At 59.5% G+C, this 13,264-nt stretch carries 12 protein-coding genes and 4 tRNA genes; 11 read left to right on the top strand and 5 right to left on the bottom strand.

Going from position 1 to position 13,264, the window contains the following annotated elements; all coding sequences use genetic code 11:
* The first annotated feature begins 79 nt into the window (after window positions 1-79).
* The 4 genes from MJP36_RS21100 to MJP36_RS21085 all read left to right on the top strand — a co-directional run bounded on the left by MJP36_RS21100 (window position 80) and on the right by MJP36_RS21085 (window position 3,254).
* Window positions 80-739, top strand: a complete 660-nt coding sequence (locus tag MJP36_RS21100; RefSeq protein ID WP_244383948.1) for a transglutaminase-like domain-containing protein — start codon at window positions 80-82, stop codon at window positions 737-739.
* Between the two features lie 56 nt (window positions 740-795).
* A complete protein-coding gene (locus MJP36_RS21095) occupies window positions 796-1,413 on the top strand; it encodes a glutathione S-transferase family protein (RefSeq protein ID WP_104995951.1) in 618 nt (205 codons plus the stop codon).
* A gap of 132 nt (window positions 1,414-1,545) precedes the next feature.
* Window positions 1,546-2,478 (top strand): ABC transporter ATP-binding protein, encoded by a 933-nt coding sequence (locus MJP36_RS21090; protein ID WP_090365896.1) that lies wholly within the window; start codon window positions 1,546-1,548, stop codon window positions 2,476-2,478.
* Window positions 2,475-3,254 (top strand): ABC transporter permease, encoded by a 780-nt coding sequence (locus MJP36_RS21085; protein WP_060756954.1) that lies wholly within the window; start codon window positions 2,475-2,477, stop codon window positions 3,252-3,254. The genes MJP36_RS21090 and MJP36_RS21085 overlap by 4 nt, the downstream gene beginning before the upstream one ends.
* Window positions 3,255-3,364: 110 nt before the next feature.
* Here MJP36_RS21085 and MJP36_RS21080 read toward each other — a convergent pair whose 3' ends face one another.
* Window positions 3,365-3,910 carry a TetR/AcrR family transcriptional regulator gene (locus MJP36_RS21080; RefSeq protein ID WP_244383947.1) on the bottom strand — a complete coding sequence of 182 codons (546 nt, stop codon included), beginning with the start codon at window positions 3,908-3,910 and terminating at the stop codon, window positions 3,365-3,367.
* Window positions 3,911-4,001: 91 nt separating this feature from the next.
* Between MJP36_RS21080 and MJP36_RS21075 the strand changes: the two genes are divergently transcribed.
* The 3 genes from MJP36_RS21075 to MJP36_RS21065 all read left to right on the top strand — a co-directional run bounded on the left by MJP36_RS21075 (window position 4,002) and on the right by MJP36_RS21065 (window position 8,409).
* On the top strand, window positions 4,002-5,189 hold the full coding sequence (locus MJP36_RS21075) for an MFS transporter (RefSeq protein ID WP_104995953.1): 1,188 nt from the start codon (window positions 4,002-4,004) through the stop codon (window positions 5,187-5,189).
* Window positions 5,190-5,302: 113 nt separating this feature from the next.
* Window positions 5,303-6,451, top strand: a complete 1,149-nt coding sequence (locus MJP36_RS21070; protein ID WP_104995954.1) for a TDT family transporter — start codon at window positions 5,303-5,305, stop codon at window positions 6,449-6,451.
* 83 nt (window positions 6,452-6,534) lie between these two features.
* Window positions 6,535-8,409, top strand: coding sequence for an MFS transporter (locus tag MJP36_RS21065; RefSeq protein ID WP_060756958.1), 1,875 nt, complete (start codon window positions 6,535-6,537; stop codon window positions 8,407-8,409).
* Between the two features lie 103 nt (window positions 8,410-8,512).
* On the opposite strand, the gene sugE is transcribed toward MJP36_RS21065, so the two are convergent.
* From sugE to rdgC, 3 genes are all read right to left on the bottom strand, one after another.
* Window positions 8,513-8,827, bottom strand: coding sequence for a quaternary ammonium compound efflux SMR transporter SugE (gene sugE, locus MJP36_RS21060; protein ID WP_060756959.1), 315 nt, complete (start codon window positions 8,825-8,827; stop codon window positions 8,513-8,515).
* A 106-nt stretch (window positions 8,828-8,933) separates the two neighbouring features.
* Window positions 8,934-9,899: a bile acid:sodium symporter family protein gene (locus MJP36_RS21055; protein WP_198763471.1), complete on the bottom strand. Its 966-nt coding sequence runs from the start codon at window positions 9,897-9,899 to the stop codon at window positions 8,934-8,936.
* Between the two features lie 86 nt (window positions 9,900-9,985).
* Window positions 9,986-10,906 carry a recombination-associated protein RdgC gene (gene rdgC, locus MJP36_RS21050; RefSeq protein WP_060756961.1) on the bottom strand — a complete coding sequence of 307 codons (921 nt, stop codon included), beginning with the start codon at window positions 10,904-10,906 and terminating at the stop codon, window positions 9,986-9,988.
* 159 nt (window positions 10,907-11,065) lie between these two features.
* On the opposite strand from rdgC, the gene MJP36_RS21045 reads away from it, so the two are divergent.
* The 4 genes from MJP36_RS21045 to MJP36_RS21030 all read left to right on the top strand — a co-directional run bounded on the left by MJP36_RS21045 (window position 11,066) and on the right by MJP36_RS21030 (window position 11,585).
* Window positions 11,066-11,141, top strand: a tRNA-Val gene (locus MJP36_RS21045).
* Between the two features lie 19 nt (window positions 11,142-11,160).
* Window positions 11,161-11,237: transfer RNA gene (locus MJP36_RS21040), tRNA-Asp, on the top strand.
* A 176-nt stretch (window positions 11,238-11,413) separates the two neighbouring features.
* A tRNA-Val gene (locus MJP36_RS21035) sits at window positions 11,414-11,489 on the top strand.
* A gap of 19 nt (window positions 11,490-11,508) precedes the next feature.
* A tRNA-Asp gene (locus tag MJP36_RS21030) sits at window positions 11,509-11,585 on the top strand.
* Window positions 11,586-11,664: 79 nt separating this feature from the next.
* Here MJP36_RS21030 and MJP36_RS21025 read toward each other — a convergent pair.
* On the bottom strand, window positions 11,665-13,179 hold the full coding sequence (locus MJP36_RS21025) for an MFS transporter (protein WP_244383946.1): 1,515 nt from the start codon (window positions 13,177-13,179) through the stop codon (window positions 11,665-11,667).
* Between the last annotated feature and the right edge of the window lie 85 nt (window positions 13,180-13,264).

The following is a 13,264-nucleotide window of genomic DNA, read 5'->3' as shown; positions in this document are numbered from 1 at the left end:
GCCGACATTTGGCCGAATCGTCGTTATCTCCAGGGCAGACCTGTCGTTAAACTCCAGGCATGTCTCGGAGATACCGCTTATGGATACGTACCTGCGTCCCAGCCGCTTCATCGATAGTGACCACCCTGCGGTGGTGGAGTTCGCCGAAAAACATCGAGGTCCGAGCGCGGATCCGCGTGACCAGGCAGTCAGTCTTTACTACGCCGTGCGTGAGGCGATTCGCTACAACCCTTACACCTTCAGCCGCGATCCCGGCAGCTTGAAAGCCAGCTTCGCGCTGGCCGCCGGCGAGAGCTACTGCGTGCCCAAGGCCACCCTGCTCGCCGCGTGTGCTCGCCACTGTGGTATCCCGGCGCGCATCGGCCTGGCGGATGTGCGTAATCATCTGTCGACTCCCCGCCTGATCGCGCTGCTCAAGAGTGATGTATTCGCCATGCATGGCTACACCGAGTTGTACCTGCGGGGCCGCTGGGTCAAGGCCACGCCGGCGTTCAACCAGCAACTGTGCGAGTTGTTCGATGTACCGCCGCTGGAGTTCGATGGCATTCACGACAGCATCTTCCACGCATTCAACCGTCAGGGCCGACGCTCGATGGAATATGTGCTGGACCACGGGCAGTTTCCGGACGTGCCCGAAGCGTTTTTCTTTGCCCACATCCAGCAGTGCTACCCACACCTGTTTAACGAGGACATGCCGCCCCTGCTGGGCGACATGCACAGCGATTCAAGCCGCGCGTGAACCGGCGTATGCTGCTGCATTCATCAAGCCATGTTCATCAACGATAAGGCGCGGTCATGCTGAAGATCTGGGGTCGTAAAAATTCATCAAACGTCAGGAAAGCACTGTGGTGCGCCGAGGAGCTCGGCCTGGACTATGAGGCAATTGATGCGGGCGGGGCTTTTGGCGTGGTCGACACGCCGCAATATCGGGCAATGAATCCCAATGGCCGGGTACCGGTGATCGAAGACGGTGATTTTGTGCTGTGGGAATCCAACACCATCGTGCGTTACCTGTGCGCCAAGCATGCGTCGGCGTTTTACCCGAGCGACGTGCAAGCCCGCGCCAACGCCGAAAAGTGGATGGACTGGACCACCTCGACCCTCGCCGAGCCGTTCAAGGCAGTGTTCTGGGGCATCGTGCGTACCCCGGCGGAAAAACAGAACTGGGACAGCATCAACGCTGGGCGCCAGGCCTGTATCGATGCTTTGGCTACCGTGGACAAAGCCCTGGCCGAGCAGCCTTATTTGTCCGGCCACGCATTCGGCATGGGTGATATCCCCCTGGGCTGCTTTATTTACGCCTGGTTCGAAATGCCTATCGAGCGTCCTGCAATGCCGCATCTGGAGGCTTGGTACCAGCGCCTGCAGCAACGCCCGGCGTACCGCAAAGCCGTGATGACTGCGTTGACTTAATACCTACTATTAATACGGGTGACTGTACTTGTGCGACGTGGGCACGCACCATGCCCGTGCATCGCAGGTTGAACTACCTGCGGTGCGCCCTCATCTATCTTGTCTATTCCCTTCTTTGGTGCGTAATCCGATATGAGTTCCGCTCTGTCCATCCGGCAGCTAACCAAAACCTACGGCAACGGTTTCCAGGCCTTGAGTGGTATCGATCTGGACGTCGCCGAAGGTGACTTTTTCGCCTTGCTCGGCCCCAACGGCGCCGGCAAATCCACGACCATCGGCATCCTTTCGACCCTGGTCAACAAGACCAGCGGCAGCGTGAATATCTTTGGTCATGACCTGGACAAATCCCCTGCGGCGCTCAAGCGTGCCATCGGCGTGGTGCCCCAGGAGTTCAATTTCAACCAGTTCGAAAAGACCTTCGACATCGTCGTGACCCAGGCCGGCTACTACGGCATCCCGGCGAAAGTCGCCAAGGAGCGCGCCGAGCAGTACCTCACCCAACTGGGCTTGTGGGACAAACGCGACGTGCCGTCCCGCTCGCTGTCCGGGGGTATGAAGCGTCGCCTGATGATCGCCCGTGCGCTGGTCCATCAACCGCGCCTGCTGATCCTCGATGAACCCACCGCGGGCGTGGACATCGAACTGCGTCGCTCGATGTGGACCTTCCTGACCGAGCTGAACGAGAAGGGCATTACCATCATCCTCACCACCCATTACCTGGAAGAGGCTGAGCAACTGTGCCGCAATATCGGCATCATCGACCACGGCACCATCGTCGAGAACACCAGCATGCGTAACCTGCTGGGCCAGTTGCATGTGGAAACCTTCCTGCTGGACCTGAAAAACAATCTGTCGGCGCCGCCGCAGTTGCTCGGTTACCCAAGCCGGCTGGTCGATGGCCACACCCTGGAGGTCCAGGTGGACAAGGCCATGGGCATCACTGCGCTGTTCACCCAGTTGGCGACTCAGAACATCGAAGTGCTGAGCCTGCGTAACAAAACCAATCGCCTTGAGGAGTTGTTCGTGTCCCTGGTGGAGAAAAATCTGGCGAAGGTGGCGGTATGAGTTCCGAACTGCAACCCAACCTCGTTGCTCTGCAAACCATCGTCTACCGCGAAGTGAAGCGCTTTACCCGGATCTGGCCGCAAACCCTGCTGCCGCCGGCGATCACCATGGTCCTGTACTTCGTGATCTTCGGTAACCTGATCGGTCGCCAGATCGGTGACATGGGCGGTTTTACCTACATGGAGTACATCGTGCCCGGGCTGATCATGATGTCGGTGATCACCAACTCCTACGGCAACGTGGTCTCCAGCTTCTTCGGCAGCAAGTTCCAGCGCTCCATCGAAGAACTGATGGTATCGCCGGTATCGCCCCACACCATCCTGATCGGCTACACCCTGGGCGGCGTGCTGCGTGGCTTGATGGTCGGCGTGATCGTGACCTTGCTGTCGTTGTTCTTCACCCATCTGCAAGTGCATCACCTGGGCGTCACCCTGTTGGTGGTGGTGCTGACGGCGACGATCTTTTCGCTGCTGGGGTTTATCAACGCGGTCTTTGCACGCAACTTCGATGATATTTCAATCATCCCGACCTTCGTGCTGACGCCGCTGACTTACCTGGGCGGTGTGTTCTACTCCATTACCCTGCTGCCGCCGTTCTGGCAGACCGTGTCGCTGGCCAACCCGGTACTGCACATGGTCAACGCCTTTCGCTACGGCATCCTGGGGGTATCGGATATCAAGATCAGCGTGGCGATCACCTTTATGCTGATCGCTACCGTGGTGTTGTACATCGGTTGCGCGAGGCTGCTGGTGAGCGGGCGCGGTATGCGTACGTAAGGTCGAACACTGTAAAAATGTGGGAGGGGGCTTGCTCCCGATGGCGGTGTGTCAGTCAATCAATAAGGTGACTGATCCACCGCCATCGGGAGCAAGCCCCCTCCCACATTTCAGGCCTTGAGCGCCAAGTCGATCAGCTCATGCAGCTCTTCAACCGGCAGTGGCGTGCTGGAAAACAGGCTGCGATACACCGTTGGCGCGGCAATCAGGTTCAGCAACCTGTCCAGGGTGGGTAACGAACCGACGGAGTCCTGGTAACGATCAAGAATAATCTGCAACTGGCCCATCAGAATGTGGGTGCAATAGTCCCTTGGGCGACTGCACTGCACGTCGCGCATCATATTGCGCCCCAGCTCCGAGCTCATTTCATCCAGGTATTGTTCGCCCCAGGCGCGCAGGTCGCCGCGCAGGCTACCGGTGTTGGCAGGTTCGCCGTCCGGGCGCAGGCGCTCCAGTGCCACATCGGCGAGCAGGGCGGACAGGTCGCCCCAACGGCGGTAAATGGTGGATGGCGTGACGCCTGCCCGTGCCGCAATCATCGGCACGGTAACGCTGGAGCGCTCATGGGCTTCCAGCAATTCACGGGCAGCGCTGTGCACTGATTCTTGGACCCGGGCACTACGGCCTCCCGGGCGAAGGCCTTCTTTTATCGCCATGGCTAAAACCTTAACACAAAGAATTTGCTTTAAGCGCTTTCTGGTAGCACACTTCGAAAAAGCAAATTATTAGCTTTAGCGGAGCGTGCCCATGTCCAGTCCTACTTCCCATCGTTCCCGCCTGGCGTTCCTGGTGGTGACGGTGCTGACCTTTCTCGCCGCGTCCAGCGCGCCAACGCCGCTGTATCAGGTGTATCAAGACCATCTGCATTTCTCGGCGGCTGTGTTGACGATGATCTTCGGCGTGTATGCCGTGAGCCTGTTGGCAGCCTTGCTGACCGTCGGCTCGCTATCGGATTACCTGGGACGCAAGCCGGTCATTTTTGCGGCATTGATCCTGAATATGCTGGCGATGCTGCTGTTTATCAACGCTGATAGCACCGCGTACCTGATTGCCGCCCGGGCGGTGCAAGGTTTCGCCACCGGCATGGCGACGGCGGTGCTGGGTGCAACCTTGCTCGACACTGACCGTGTCCGCGGCCCGATGCTCAACAGCCTTGCGCCGATGCTGGGGATGGCCAGTGGCGGTTTGGGCAGCGGCCTGCTGGTGGAGTTTGCGCCACGGCCGACCCAATTGATTTATTTCGCGATGCTCGGGCTGATGACCCTGCAAGCGCTGTATGTGTGGCGCTTGCCGGAGACAGTCAGCCGCATACCGGGGGCCTTGAAGTCGCTGGCGCCGACGCTGCACGTCCCCGAACAAGCGCGCCGTGCCCTGTGGCTGGCGATGCCGCTGAATGTGGCGGTATGGGCACTGGGAGGGTTCTTTTCTTCGCTGGCGCCTTCGCTGGTGCGGGCTGCTACCGGATCGACCTCGCACCTGATTGGGGGGGGGTTGGTGGCGGTGGTGACGCTCAGTGGTGCGGTGATGATCTACAGCCTGCGCAATCGCCCGGCCGATAAAATCATGCGCCTGTCGGCTGCATTACTGGCGACCGGGGTGGCGCTGTTGTTGGTGGCGGTGCAGAGCGCCAGCCTTTGGCTGTTCTTTGTAGCCAGTGTGATCGCCGGCTTGGGTTTTGGCGGCGGCTTCACGGGCAGTGTGCGCAGTATCGTCGGTTTGGCGTTGCCTCATGAGCGGGCAGGGCTGATGTCGGCCTTCTATGTGTTGAGCTATCTGGCGTTCTGCTTGCCGGCGTTGCTGGCCGGTAACCTGAGCCGGGAGTTTGGCTTGATCGCCACCACCGATGGCTACGGTGCCGTACTCATCGTTTTGGCCCTGGGTGCATTGGCCGGATTGCTGTTGCAGGAAACGGCGCGGGCCAAGGCTGCGGTGTAGTCAGTGTCATATATAGGTAAAGTAGATAACAGATAGAGATATTACCCGTTATATAGATATTCGATCAGGTTCTATGATGGCTTCAACCTCCTACGAGGAAGAGGATTATCAACATGAGCTGCGCAAATACCCCAAGCTACAAACCTTTGAGTCACCTGACCCGGCCGCGGGAAGTGATTCGTCAATTCACGCCCAACTGGTTTGCCGCAACCATGGGCACCGGCGTGCTGGCACTGGCGCTGGCACAACTGCCCGTCAACGTGCCGGGCCTGTACGCCGTCGCCGAAGCGTTGTGGATGTTTACCATTGGCCTGTTTGTAGTGTTCAGTGGGTTGTACGCCGCGCGTTGGGTGATGTATTTCCAGGAGGCGCGGCGGATTTTCGGGCACTCCACGGTTTCGATGTTCTTCGGCACCATTCCCATGGGGCTGGCAACCATTCTCAACGGTTTGTTGCTGTTCGGCCTGCCGCGTTGGGGCAGTGACGTGCTGCCGTTGGCGCAGACCCTGTGGTGGTTGGACGTCGCGATGGCCCTGGCGTGCGGCGTGCTGATTCCGTTCATGATGTTTACCCGCCAGGAACACAGTATCGACCAGATGACCGCCGTCTGGCTGTTGCCGGTCGTCGCGGCTGAAGTCGCCGCAGCCAGTGGTGGCCTGCTGGCGCCGCACTTGGCCGACGCCCATGGGCAACTGGTGATGCTGGTGACCAGCTACGTATTGTGGGCATTTTCGCTGCCGGTGGCGTTCAGCATCCTGACTATCCTGATGCTGCGCATGGCGTTGCATAAACTGCCCCACGCCAACATGGCTGCGTCGAGCTGGCTGGCGCTGGGCCCTATCGGCACCGGCGCACTCGGTATGTTGCTGCTGGGCGGTGATGCGCCGGCGATCTTCGCGGCCAATGGCCTGCCCGGTGTCGGCGAGATGGCCAACGGCTTGGGCCTGGTGGCGGGCATCACGCTGTGGGGCTTCGGCTTGTGGTGGTTGCTGATTGCGGTGTTGATCACCCTGCGTTACCTGCGTGCCGGCATTCCATTCAACCTCGGCTGGTGGGGTTTCACCTTTCCGTTGGGGGTGTATGCCCTGGCCACGCTGAAGCTGGCGAGCGTGTTGCATCTGGGGTTCTTCAGTGTGTTTGGCAGTGCGCTGGTGCTGGCCTTGGCGCTGATGTGGCTGATCGTGGCCAAGCGCACCGTGCAGGGCGCCTATAAAGGTGAGCTTTTTGTTTCACCCTGCATTGCAGGAATAGGGAATAAGTAAGCGGGTTTAGGTAAAGTCGTGGCCTGTCTCTTTATAAAAGCCTTCGGCAATAAAGCCTATCAGGCCACGCAGGAACACGGACGATGAGCCACCCCTCGCAATTCACCTTGCTGCGCACGCGGCGCTTCTTGCCGTTTTTCGTCACCCAGTTGCTGGGTGCCTTCAACGACAACATCTTCAAGCAATCGCTGATCCTCGCCATTCTCTACAAACTCACCATCGACGGTGACCGCTCCATTTGGGTCAACCTCTGTGCGCTGCTGTTTATCCTGCCGTTCTTCCTGTTTTCGGCGCTGGCTGGGCAGTTTGGCGAGAAATTCAACAAGGATGCGTTGATCCGTGCGATCAAGATCGGTGAAATCGTGATCATGGCCGTGGGTGCCACGGGCTTTCTGTTCAATCATCTGGAGCTGATGCTGCTGGCGCTGTTTGCCATGGGCACGCACTCGGCGCTGTTCGGCCCGGTGAAATACTCGATCATGCCCCAGGCCCTGCATGAAGATGAGTTGGTCGGTGGCAATGGCCTGGTGGAAATGGGCACGTTCCTGGCGATCCTGGCCGGCACCATCGGCGCCGGGATCATGATGTCGTCCGCGCATTACGCGCCGGTGGTGTCAGTAGCTATCGTCGGTGTGGCTGTGCTGGGTTACCTGGCCAGCCGCAGCATTCCACGGGCGGCGGCTTCTACGCCAGGCTTGCGGCTGAACTGGAATATCTTCAGCGAGTCCTGGGCCACCTTGCGCCTGGGCCTGGGGCAGACGCCGGCGGTGTCGCGCTCGATCGTGGGCAACTCGTGGTTCTGGTTTGTCGGGGCGATTTACCTGACGCAGATCCCGGCCTATGCGAAGGAATGGCTGTACGGCGACGAAACCGTGGTCACGCTGATTCTCACCGTGTTCTCTGTGGGTATCGCCCTCGGCTCCATGCTCTGTGAAAAACTCTCCGGGCGTAAGGTCGAAATCGGCCTGGTGCCGTTTGGATCGTTTGGCCTGACAGTGTTCGGCCTGTTGCTGTGGTGGCACTCTGGTGGTTTCCCGCAGAACGTCCAGCCCAACGACTGGCTGGCGGTACTCGGTCATGGCCAGGCCTGGTGGGTGTTGTTCGATATTCTCGGCCTGGGCGTGTTCGGTGGTTTCTATATCGTGCCGCTGTATGCATTGATCCAGTCGCGCACCGCCGAGCATGAGCGGGCGCGGGTCATCGCGGCCAACAACATCCTCAACGCGCTGTTCATGGTGGTGTCGGCGATCGTGTCGATCCTGTTGTTGAGCGTGGCCAAGCTGTCGATCCCCGAGTTGTTCCTGGTAGTGTCGCTGCTCAACATCGCGGTCAATACCTACATCTTCAGGATTGTCCCCGAGTTCACCATGCGGTTCATGATCTGGCTGCTCAGCCATTCCATGTACCGCGTCGAGCATCGCAACCTGGAAGCCATTCCGGATGAAGGCGCGGCGTTGCTGGTATGCAACCACGTGTCGTTTGTCGATGCGCTGCTGATTGGTGGCGCGGTGCGTCGGCCGATTCGCTTCGTGATGTACTACAAGATCTACCGCTTGCCGGTGCTGAACTTTATCTTCCGCACGGCAGGGGCGATTCCGATTGCGGGCCGCCATGAAGATATCCAGATCTATGAAAAAGCCTTCACGCGGATTGCCCAGTATCTAAAGGAAGGGGAGTTGGTGTGCATCTTCCCGGAAGGCAAGTTGACGGCCGATGGCGAGATGAACGAGTTCCGTGGCGGGCTGACGCGCATTCTGGAGGAGACGCCGGTGCCGGTGATTCCCATGGCGTTGCAGGGGTTGTGGGGGAGTTTTTTCAGTCGCGACCCGAACAAGGGGTTCTTTCATCGGGTCTGGTCGCGGGTGGTGCTGGTCGCGGGTGCACCGGTAGCGGTGGAGGCGGCGACGCCTGCGCGGTTGCAGGAAGTGGTGGGTGTGTTGCGAGGGAGTGTCAGGTAGTTTTGTGTGGGGTGTACTGGCCTCATCGGGAGCAAGCCCCCTCCCACAGTTTGGAATACATTCCGAGTGTGGGAGGGGGCTTGCTCCCGATGGCGGCAGTGGCCTAAGTGCTGATCTTGAGCCCAACGAGCCCGCAAATGATCAGCGCCACACTGGCCAGCCGAAACAGCGCCATGGATTCACCAAACAGGATGATCCCGGCGATCACCGTACCCACAGCTCCCACGCCGGTCCAGACCGCATAGGCGGTGCCCAATGGCAGCTCCTTCATGGCCAACCCGAGCAAGCCGAGGCTGAAGGCCATCGCGGCAATCGTCAAGGCGGTGGGCAGTGGCTTGCTGAAACCATCGGTGTACTTCAACCCGACAGCCCAGCCGACTTCGAACAAACCCGCAAAAAACAAAATGATCCAGGACATGCTGACCTCCCATCTATTGGTGGGGTCGTCCCCTGGTTGAGCGCTGCAAAGCGTCGCGAGGTCGTCCCCGCGAAGCTCGGTAGAGTGCCGAAAACGGATCGGACGATCAAGTTTTCGGTTGGGTCTCCAATACGCTGCGGTCGGCCTTTTCGCTCATGCGACGGAAATAAGTCGAGAGCAACGCTCCAGAGATATTGTGCCAGACGCTGAACAGCGCACTGGGCACCGCCGCCAGTGGTGAAAAGTGCGCACTGGCCAGCGCAGCGCCCAGCCCGGAGTTCTGCATGCCCACTTCCAGCGCCAGCGATTTGCGCTGCGCCAATGGCAGTTTGAACAACCGGCCGGTGAAGTAACCCAGCAAGTAGCCGAAGCTGTTGTGCAACATCACCACCGCCATGATCAGCAGGCCGGACTCGGCGATCTTCGCCTGGCTCGCCGCAACCACTGCCGCGACGATGATCACGATGCTGACCACCGACACCAGCGGCAGCACCTCGACCGCATGGCGTACCCGCTCGCCCAGTACGCGCTGCGCCACCACGCCAAGCACGATGGGCAGCAGCACCACTTGCAGGATCGACCAGAACAACTCCATGAACGACACCGGCAACCAGGCCGAGGCCAGTAACCAGATCAGCGCAGGAGTGAGCAGCGGGGCGAGGAGGGTAGTGACGGCGGCGATGGCCACTGACAGCGCCAGATCGCCCCGGGCCAGCCAGGTCATCACGTTGGAGGACGTGCCGCTTGGGCAGCAGCCGACCAGGATCACCCCGACGGCTATCTCCGGCGGCAGGTGGAACGCCTGGCACAAGAGCCAGGCCACGCCGGGCATGATTACAAAGTGCGCAACCACGCCCAGTGCCACGCGCCATGGATGGCGTGCGACCTCGGCGAAGTCTTCAAGTTTGAGGGTCAGCCCCATACCGAACATCACCAGGCCCAATAGCGGGACAATGGCGCCTTTAAGCCCGATGAACCAGCTGGGCTCCAGGAAGGCGAGCACGGCAAACAACAACACCCAGTAAGCGAAGGTATTGCCGACGAAACGGCTCAAGGCGGCGAGTGCGCGCATATGGGGATATCCTTGTTATTAGAGGCTTGGCGTGACACTGCAATCAAATGTGGGAGGGGCCTCCCACATTCTGATCGTCAAACGGCTTAAATGCCCTGCGGGGTTTCTTCACCGCCCAGCGCTTCAACCAGTGCCGGCAGGAAGTCGCCAAACGTCAGCATCATCAGGGTAAAGCTGGCGTCCAGTTGCCCCAGGGCCTCGTCGCCCCCGTCCTGTTCTGCCTGGTCCTGCAGCAGGTCTTCGAACTTCAGGCGCTTGACCGTCATCTTGTCGTCGAGCATGAAGGACAGCTTGTCCTGCCACGCCAGGGCCAACTGGGTCACGACTTTGCCGGTGCTCAGGTGCAGCTGGATTTCTTCGCTGGTCAGGTCCTGGCGTTTGCAGCGCACGATGCCACCGTCTTCGTGGGTGTCACGCAGTTCGCATTCGTCGAGGACGAAGAAGTCATCGGCCGGTTTCTGGGTGGTGACCCAATCGGTCATGATTGCAGTTGGTGCGGTTTTCACCGTCAGCGGGCGTACCGGCAGGGTGCCGATCACTTCGCGCAGCGTCGACAGCAGGTCTTCGGCACGTTTCGGGCTTGCCGAGTTCACCAGGATCAGGCCCTGTTTCGGCGCGATGGCGGCGAACGTCGACGAGCGACGGATAAACGCGCGTGGCAGGAAGGCCTGGATGATTTCATCCTTGATCTGGTCGCGTTCCTTCTTGTAGACCTTGCGCATTTGCTCGGCCTCGATCTCTTCGACTTTCTCTTTGAGTGCGTCGCGTACCACGCTACCCGGCAGGATGCGTTCTTCCTTGCGCGCGGCGATCAGCAGGAAGTCACCGCTGATGTGTACCAGGGGAGCGTCTTCACCTTTACCGAAAGGCGCGACGAAACCGTAGGTGGTCAACTCCTGGCTTGCACAAGGGCGCGCCAGTTTGGTGGCCATGGCCGCTTCCAACGCCTCGGCATCAACAGGCAGATCTTGGGTCAGGCGATAGATAAGCAGGTTCTTGAACCACATGGGGTGAGTCTCTCCTTTATACAAAGGGGGGCATTATTCTCTTGATAGCGTCCCAGGCCAACCCTGCCTAAGCCATTGGAAGGGCTCAAAAAAAAGATTTAAGAAAGTGCTTGCCAGACCTTGGGTCGCTCCGTAGAATGCGCGCCACACCGAAACGAAGGGTGATTAGCTCAGCTGGGAGAGCATCTGCCTTACAAGCAGAGGGTCGGCGGTTCGATCCCGTCATCACCCACCATTCGCTTCATGTGTTACGCGCAGCGGTAGTTCAGTCGGTTAGAATACCGGCCTGTCACGCCGGGGGTCGCGGGTTCGAGTCCCGTCCGCTGCGCCATATTCGGTAACCTGGAACACTGAACGCCAGGTCACCAGAAAAGCCCGCTCATCGAGCGGGCTTTTTTCTGCCCGAAATATGGCAAAAAATCGTGGGATAAACTTTTTTTAAATAAATTGCATTTAAATCAAGACATTACGATTTTTTGGTGTATGATGCGCCCACACCGAAACGAAGGGTGATTAGCTCAGCTGGGAGAGCATCTGCCTTACAAGCAGAGGGTCGGCGGTTCGATCCCGTCATCACCCACCATTCGCTTCAAGTGTTACGCGCAGCGGTAGTTCAGTCGGTTAGAATACCGGCCTGTCACGCCGGGGGTCGCGGGTTCGAGTCCCGTCCGCTGCGCCATATTCGGTAACCTGGAACACTGAACGCCAGGTCGCCACAAGAAGCCCGCTCATTGAGCGGGCTTTTTTTTGCCTGTCATTCAGCTCAACGACTTAATGGCTTGCTTCGCCGCAATCGGCGCGATATCCCGGCGGCCCAGGAACACGAAAACGACCATTGCCGTGAGCAGGGTGAGTGCCGCCAGCCATTGCAGCAACGTGTCGAAGCTTTCCAGGTAGGCCGTACGTAGCAACGCCAATGGAATGTTCGCACTGGCGTGCAGCGTATCGCCCATGACCAACTGTTGGGCTACCACTGAAGCGTCCTGCGCAGCCATGGCATTCAGATGATGCGCGACCAGCGTGCTCAACGCCGCCAAGACGATAGCCAATGCGACACCCTCACTGGCCACCCGGGTTGTGTTGAAGATGCCCGCCGCCATCCCCGCCCTTTCCTTAGGCACCACACTGATCGCCAGGCCGTCCATCAGGCCCCATGGCAGGCCAGTACCGATGCCAATCACCAGCATGGCAACGACGGTCTGCAGTGGATGACCGGGCGTTCCCAGGCTCAACCCATACAAGCCCGCTGCGGCGATCAAAAAACCAATCGCACACAGCATTCCAGCCGGCAGCCAGCGCGTCAGCATCGCAGCGATCATGGGCACTACCAGCATCGGCGCCGACAGCGCCAGCATCATCAGGCCCGCCTCAAATGCACTGGCGCCTTCGACACCGATAAACCTCAGTGGCAGCAATACCACCAGTACGATGTAGCAGTAACAGGTGCCTATCGGTAGCAACTGCACGCCAATGAAGCGCGCAAAGCGAAACAGCCGCAGATCCAGCATCGGTTGGCTTGCGCGGTTTTCAACGAGGATAAACATCAGTAAGAACATCAGCGCCGCTGTGAGCAGGGCTAGCGTCGTCGTTGAGGTCCAGCCTTGTTGCGGCGCCAGGATTACCGCTGTGGTCAGGCTCACCAGCATGGCCGAAAACATCAGGATGCCGGCCAAGTCCAGGCGGCGTGCTTGCGGGTCGCGGCTTTCACGCATTTTGGGTGCGGCGAACAGCAGCGAGAGCCCCGCCAGCATGGCCGTGGCTATAAAAATCGCGCGCCAGCCCCACTGTGCGATTAGCACACCCGAGATCAGCGGGCCAAAGGCCAGGCCCGCGCCGAAAGTGGTCCCCAGCAGGCTGAAAGCGCGCGTCCTGGCATGCCCGTCAAATTCCTGCGCCAACGCCGCGCTGCCGCTGGCCAAGGCGATGGCCGCCGCGACACCCTGCACGCCGCGTAATACGTCCAACCAGAAAATATCCGGCGCCACGGCCAGCAGCAGGGAGGTCGTTGCAAACAGCGCCATCCCCCACAAGAACAGGCGCTTGCGCCCATAAAGGTCGGCGAGGGTGCCCGCCGCCATCAGCAAGCTGCCGAAGCTGAGCATGAACGCATTGGTTATCCAGGCCATTTGCGTGGGATGGGCAGCGAACGCTATTCCAATGGACGGCGTCGCCACGGCGCCTCCGGTGAAGCTCATGGGTAAAACCAGAGCGGCCAGGCAGATCGCGATCAGGATGGCATAGCCGCCCTGAGCCGCAGCGGAGGGTGTGTTCATGGGAATTCCCGTTGGTCTATAAAGATGAAGACTCTAATCAGGATGTAATTCATGATAAACAGGCAGGAATTCCACTCATAGCGGA

Origin of the sequence: Pseudomonas palleroniana (assembly GCF_022836895.1) — a bacterium.
GTDB classification, from domain to species: domain Bacteria; phylum Pseudomonadota; class Gammaproteobacteria; order Pseudomonadales; family Pseudomonadaceae; genus Aquipseudomonas; species Aquipseudomonas palleroniana.
The sequence above is the reverse complement of the archived record's forward strand: the minus strand, read 5'-3'. Positions and strand labels throughout refer to the sequence as shown.

What these genes read in the sequence shown, in the direction of transcription:
- MJP36_RS21100 (WP_244383948.1), top strand. Translation starts at nt 80, where the DNA reads ATGGATACGTACCTGCGTCCCAGCCGCTTCATCGATAGTGACCACCCT.
- MJP36_RS21095 (WP_104995951.1), top strand. Translation starts at nt 796, where the DNA reads ATGCTGAAGATCTGGGGTCGTAAAAATTCATCAAACGTCAGGAAAGCA.
- MJP36_RS21090 (WP_090365896.1), top strand. Translation starts at nt 1,546, where the DNA reads ATGAGTTCCGCTCTGTCCATCCGGCAGCTAACCAAAACCTACGGCAAC.
- MJP36_RS21085 (WP_060756954.1), top strand. Translation starts at nt 2,475, where the DNA reads ATGAGTTCCGAACTGCAACCCAACCTCGTTGCTCTGCAAACCATCGTC.
- MJP36_RS21080 (WP_244383947.1), bottom strand. Translation starts at nt 3,910, where the DNA reads ATGGCGATAAAAGAAGGCCTTCGCCCGGGAGGCCGTAGTGCCCGGGTC.
- MJP36_RS21075 (WP_104995953.1), top strand. Translation starts at nt 4,002, where the DNA reads ATGTCCAGTCCTACTTCCCATCGTTCCCGCCTGGCGTTCCTGGTGGTG.
- MJP36_RS21070 (WP_104995954.1), top strand. Translation starts at nt 5,303, where the DNA reads ATGAGCTGCGCAAATACCCCAAGCTACAAACCTTTGAGTCACCTGACC.
- MJP36_RS21065 (WP_060756958.1), top strand. Translation starts at nt 6,535, where the DNA reads ATGAGCCACCCCTCGCAATTCACCTTGCTGCGCACGCGGCGCTTCTTG.
- sugE (WP_060756959.1), bottom strand. Translation starts at nt 8,827, where the DNA reads ATGTCCTGGATCATTTTGTTTTTTGCGGGTTTGTTCGAAGTCGGCTGG.
- MJP36_RS21055 (WP_198763471.1), bottom strand. Translation starts at nt 9,899, where the DNA reads ATGCGCGCACTCGCCGCCTTGAGCCGTTTCGTCGGCAATACCTTCGCT.
- rdgC (WP_060756961.1), bottom strand. Translation starts at nt 10,906, where the DNA reads ATGTGGTTCAAGAACCTGCTTATCTATCGCCTGACCCAAGATCTGCCT.
- MJP36_RS21025 (WP_244383946.1), bottom strand. Translation starts at nt 13,179, where the DNA reads ATGAACACACCCTCCGCTGCGGCTCAGGGCGGCTATGCCATCCTGATC.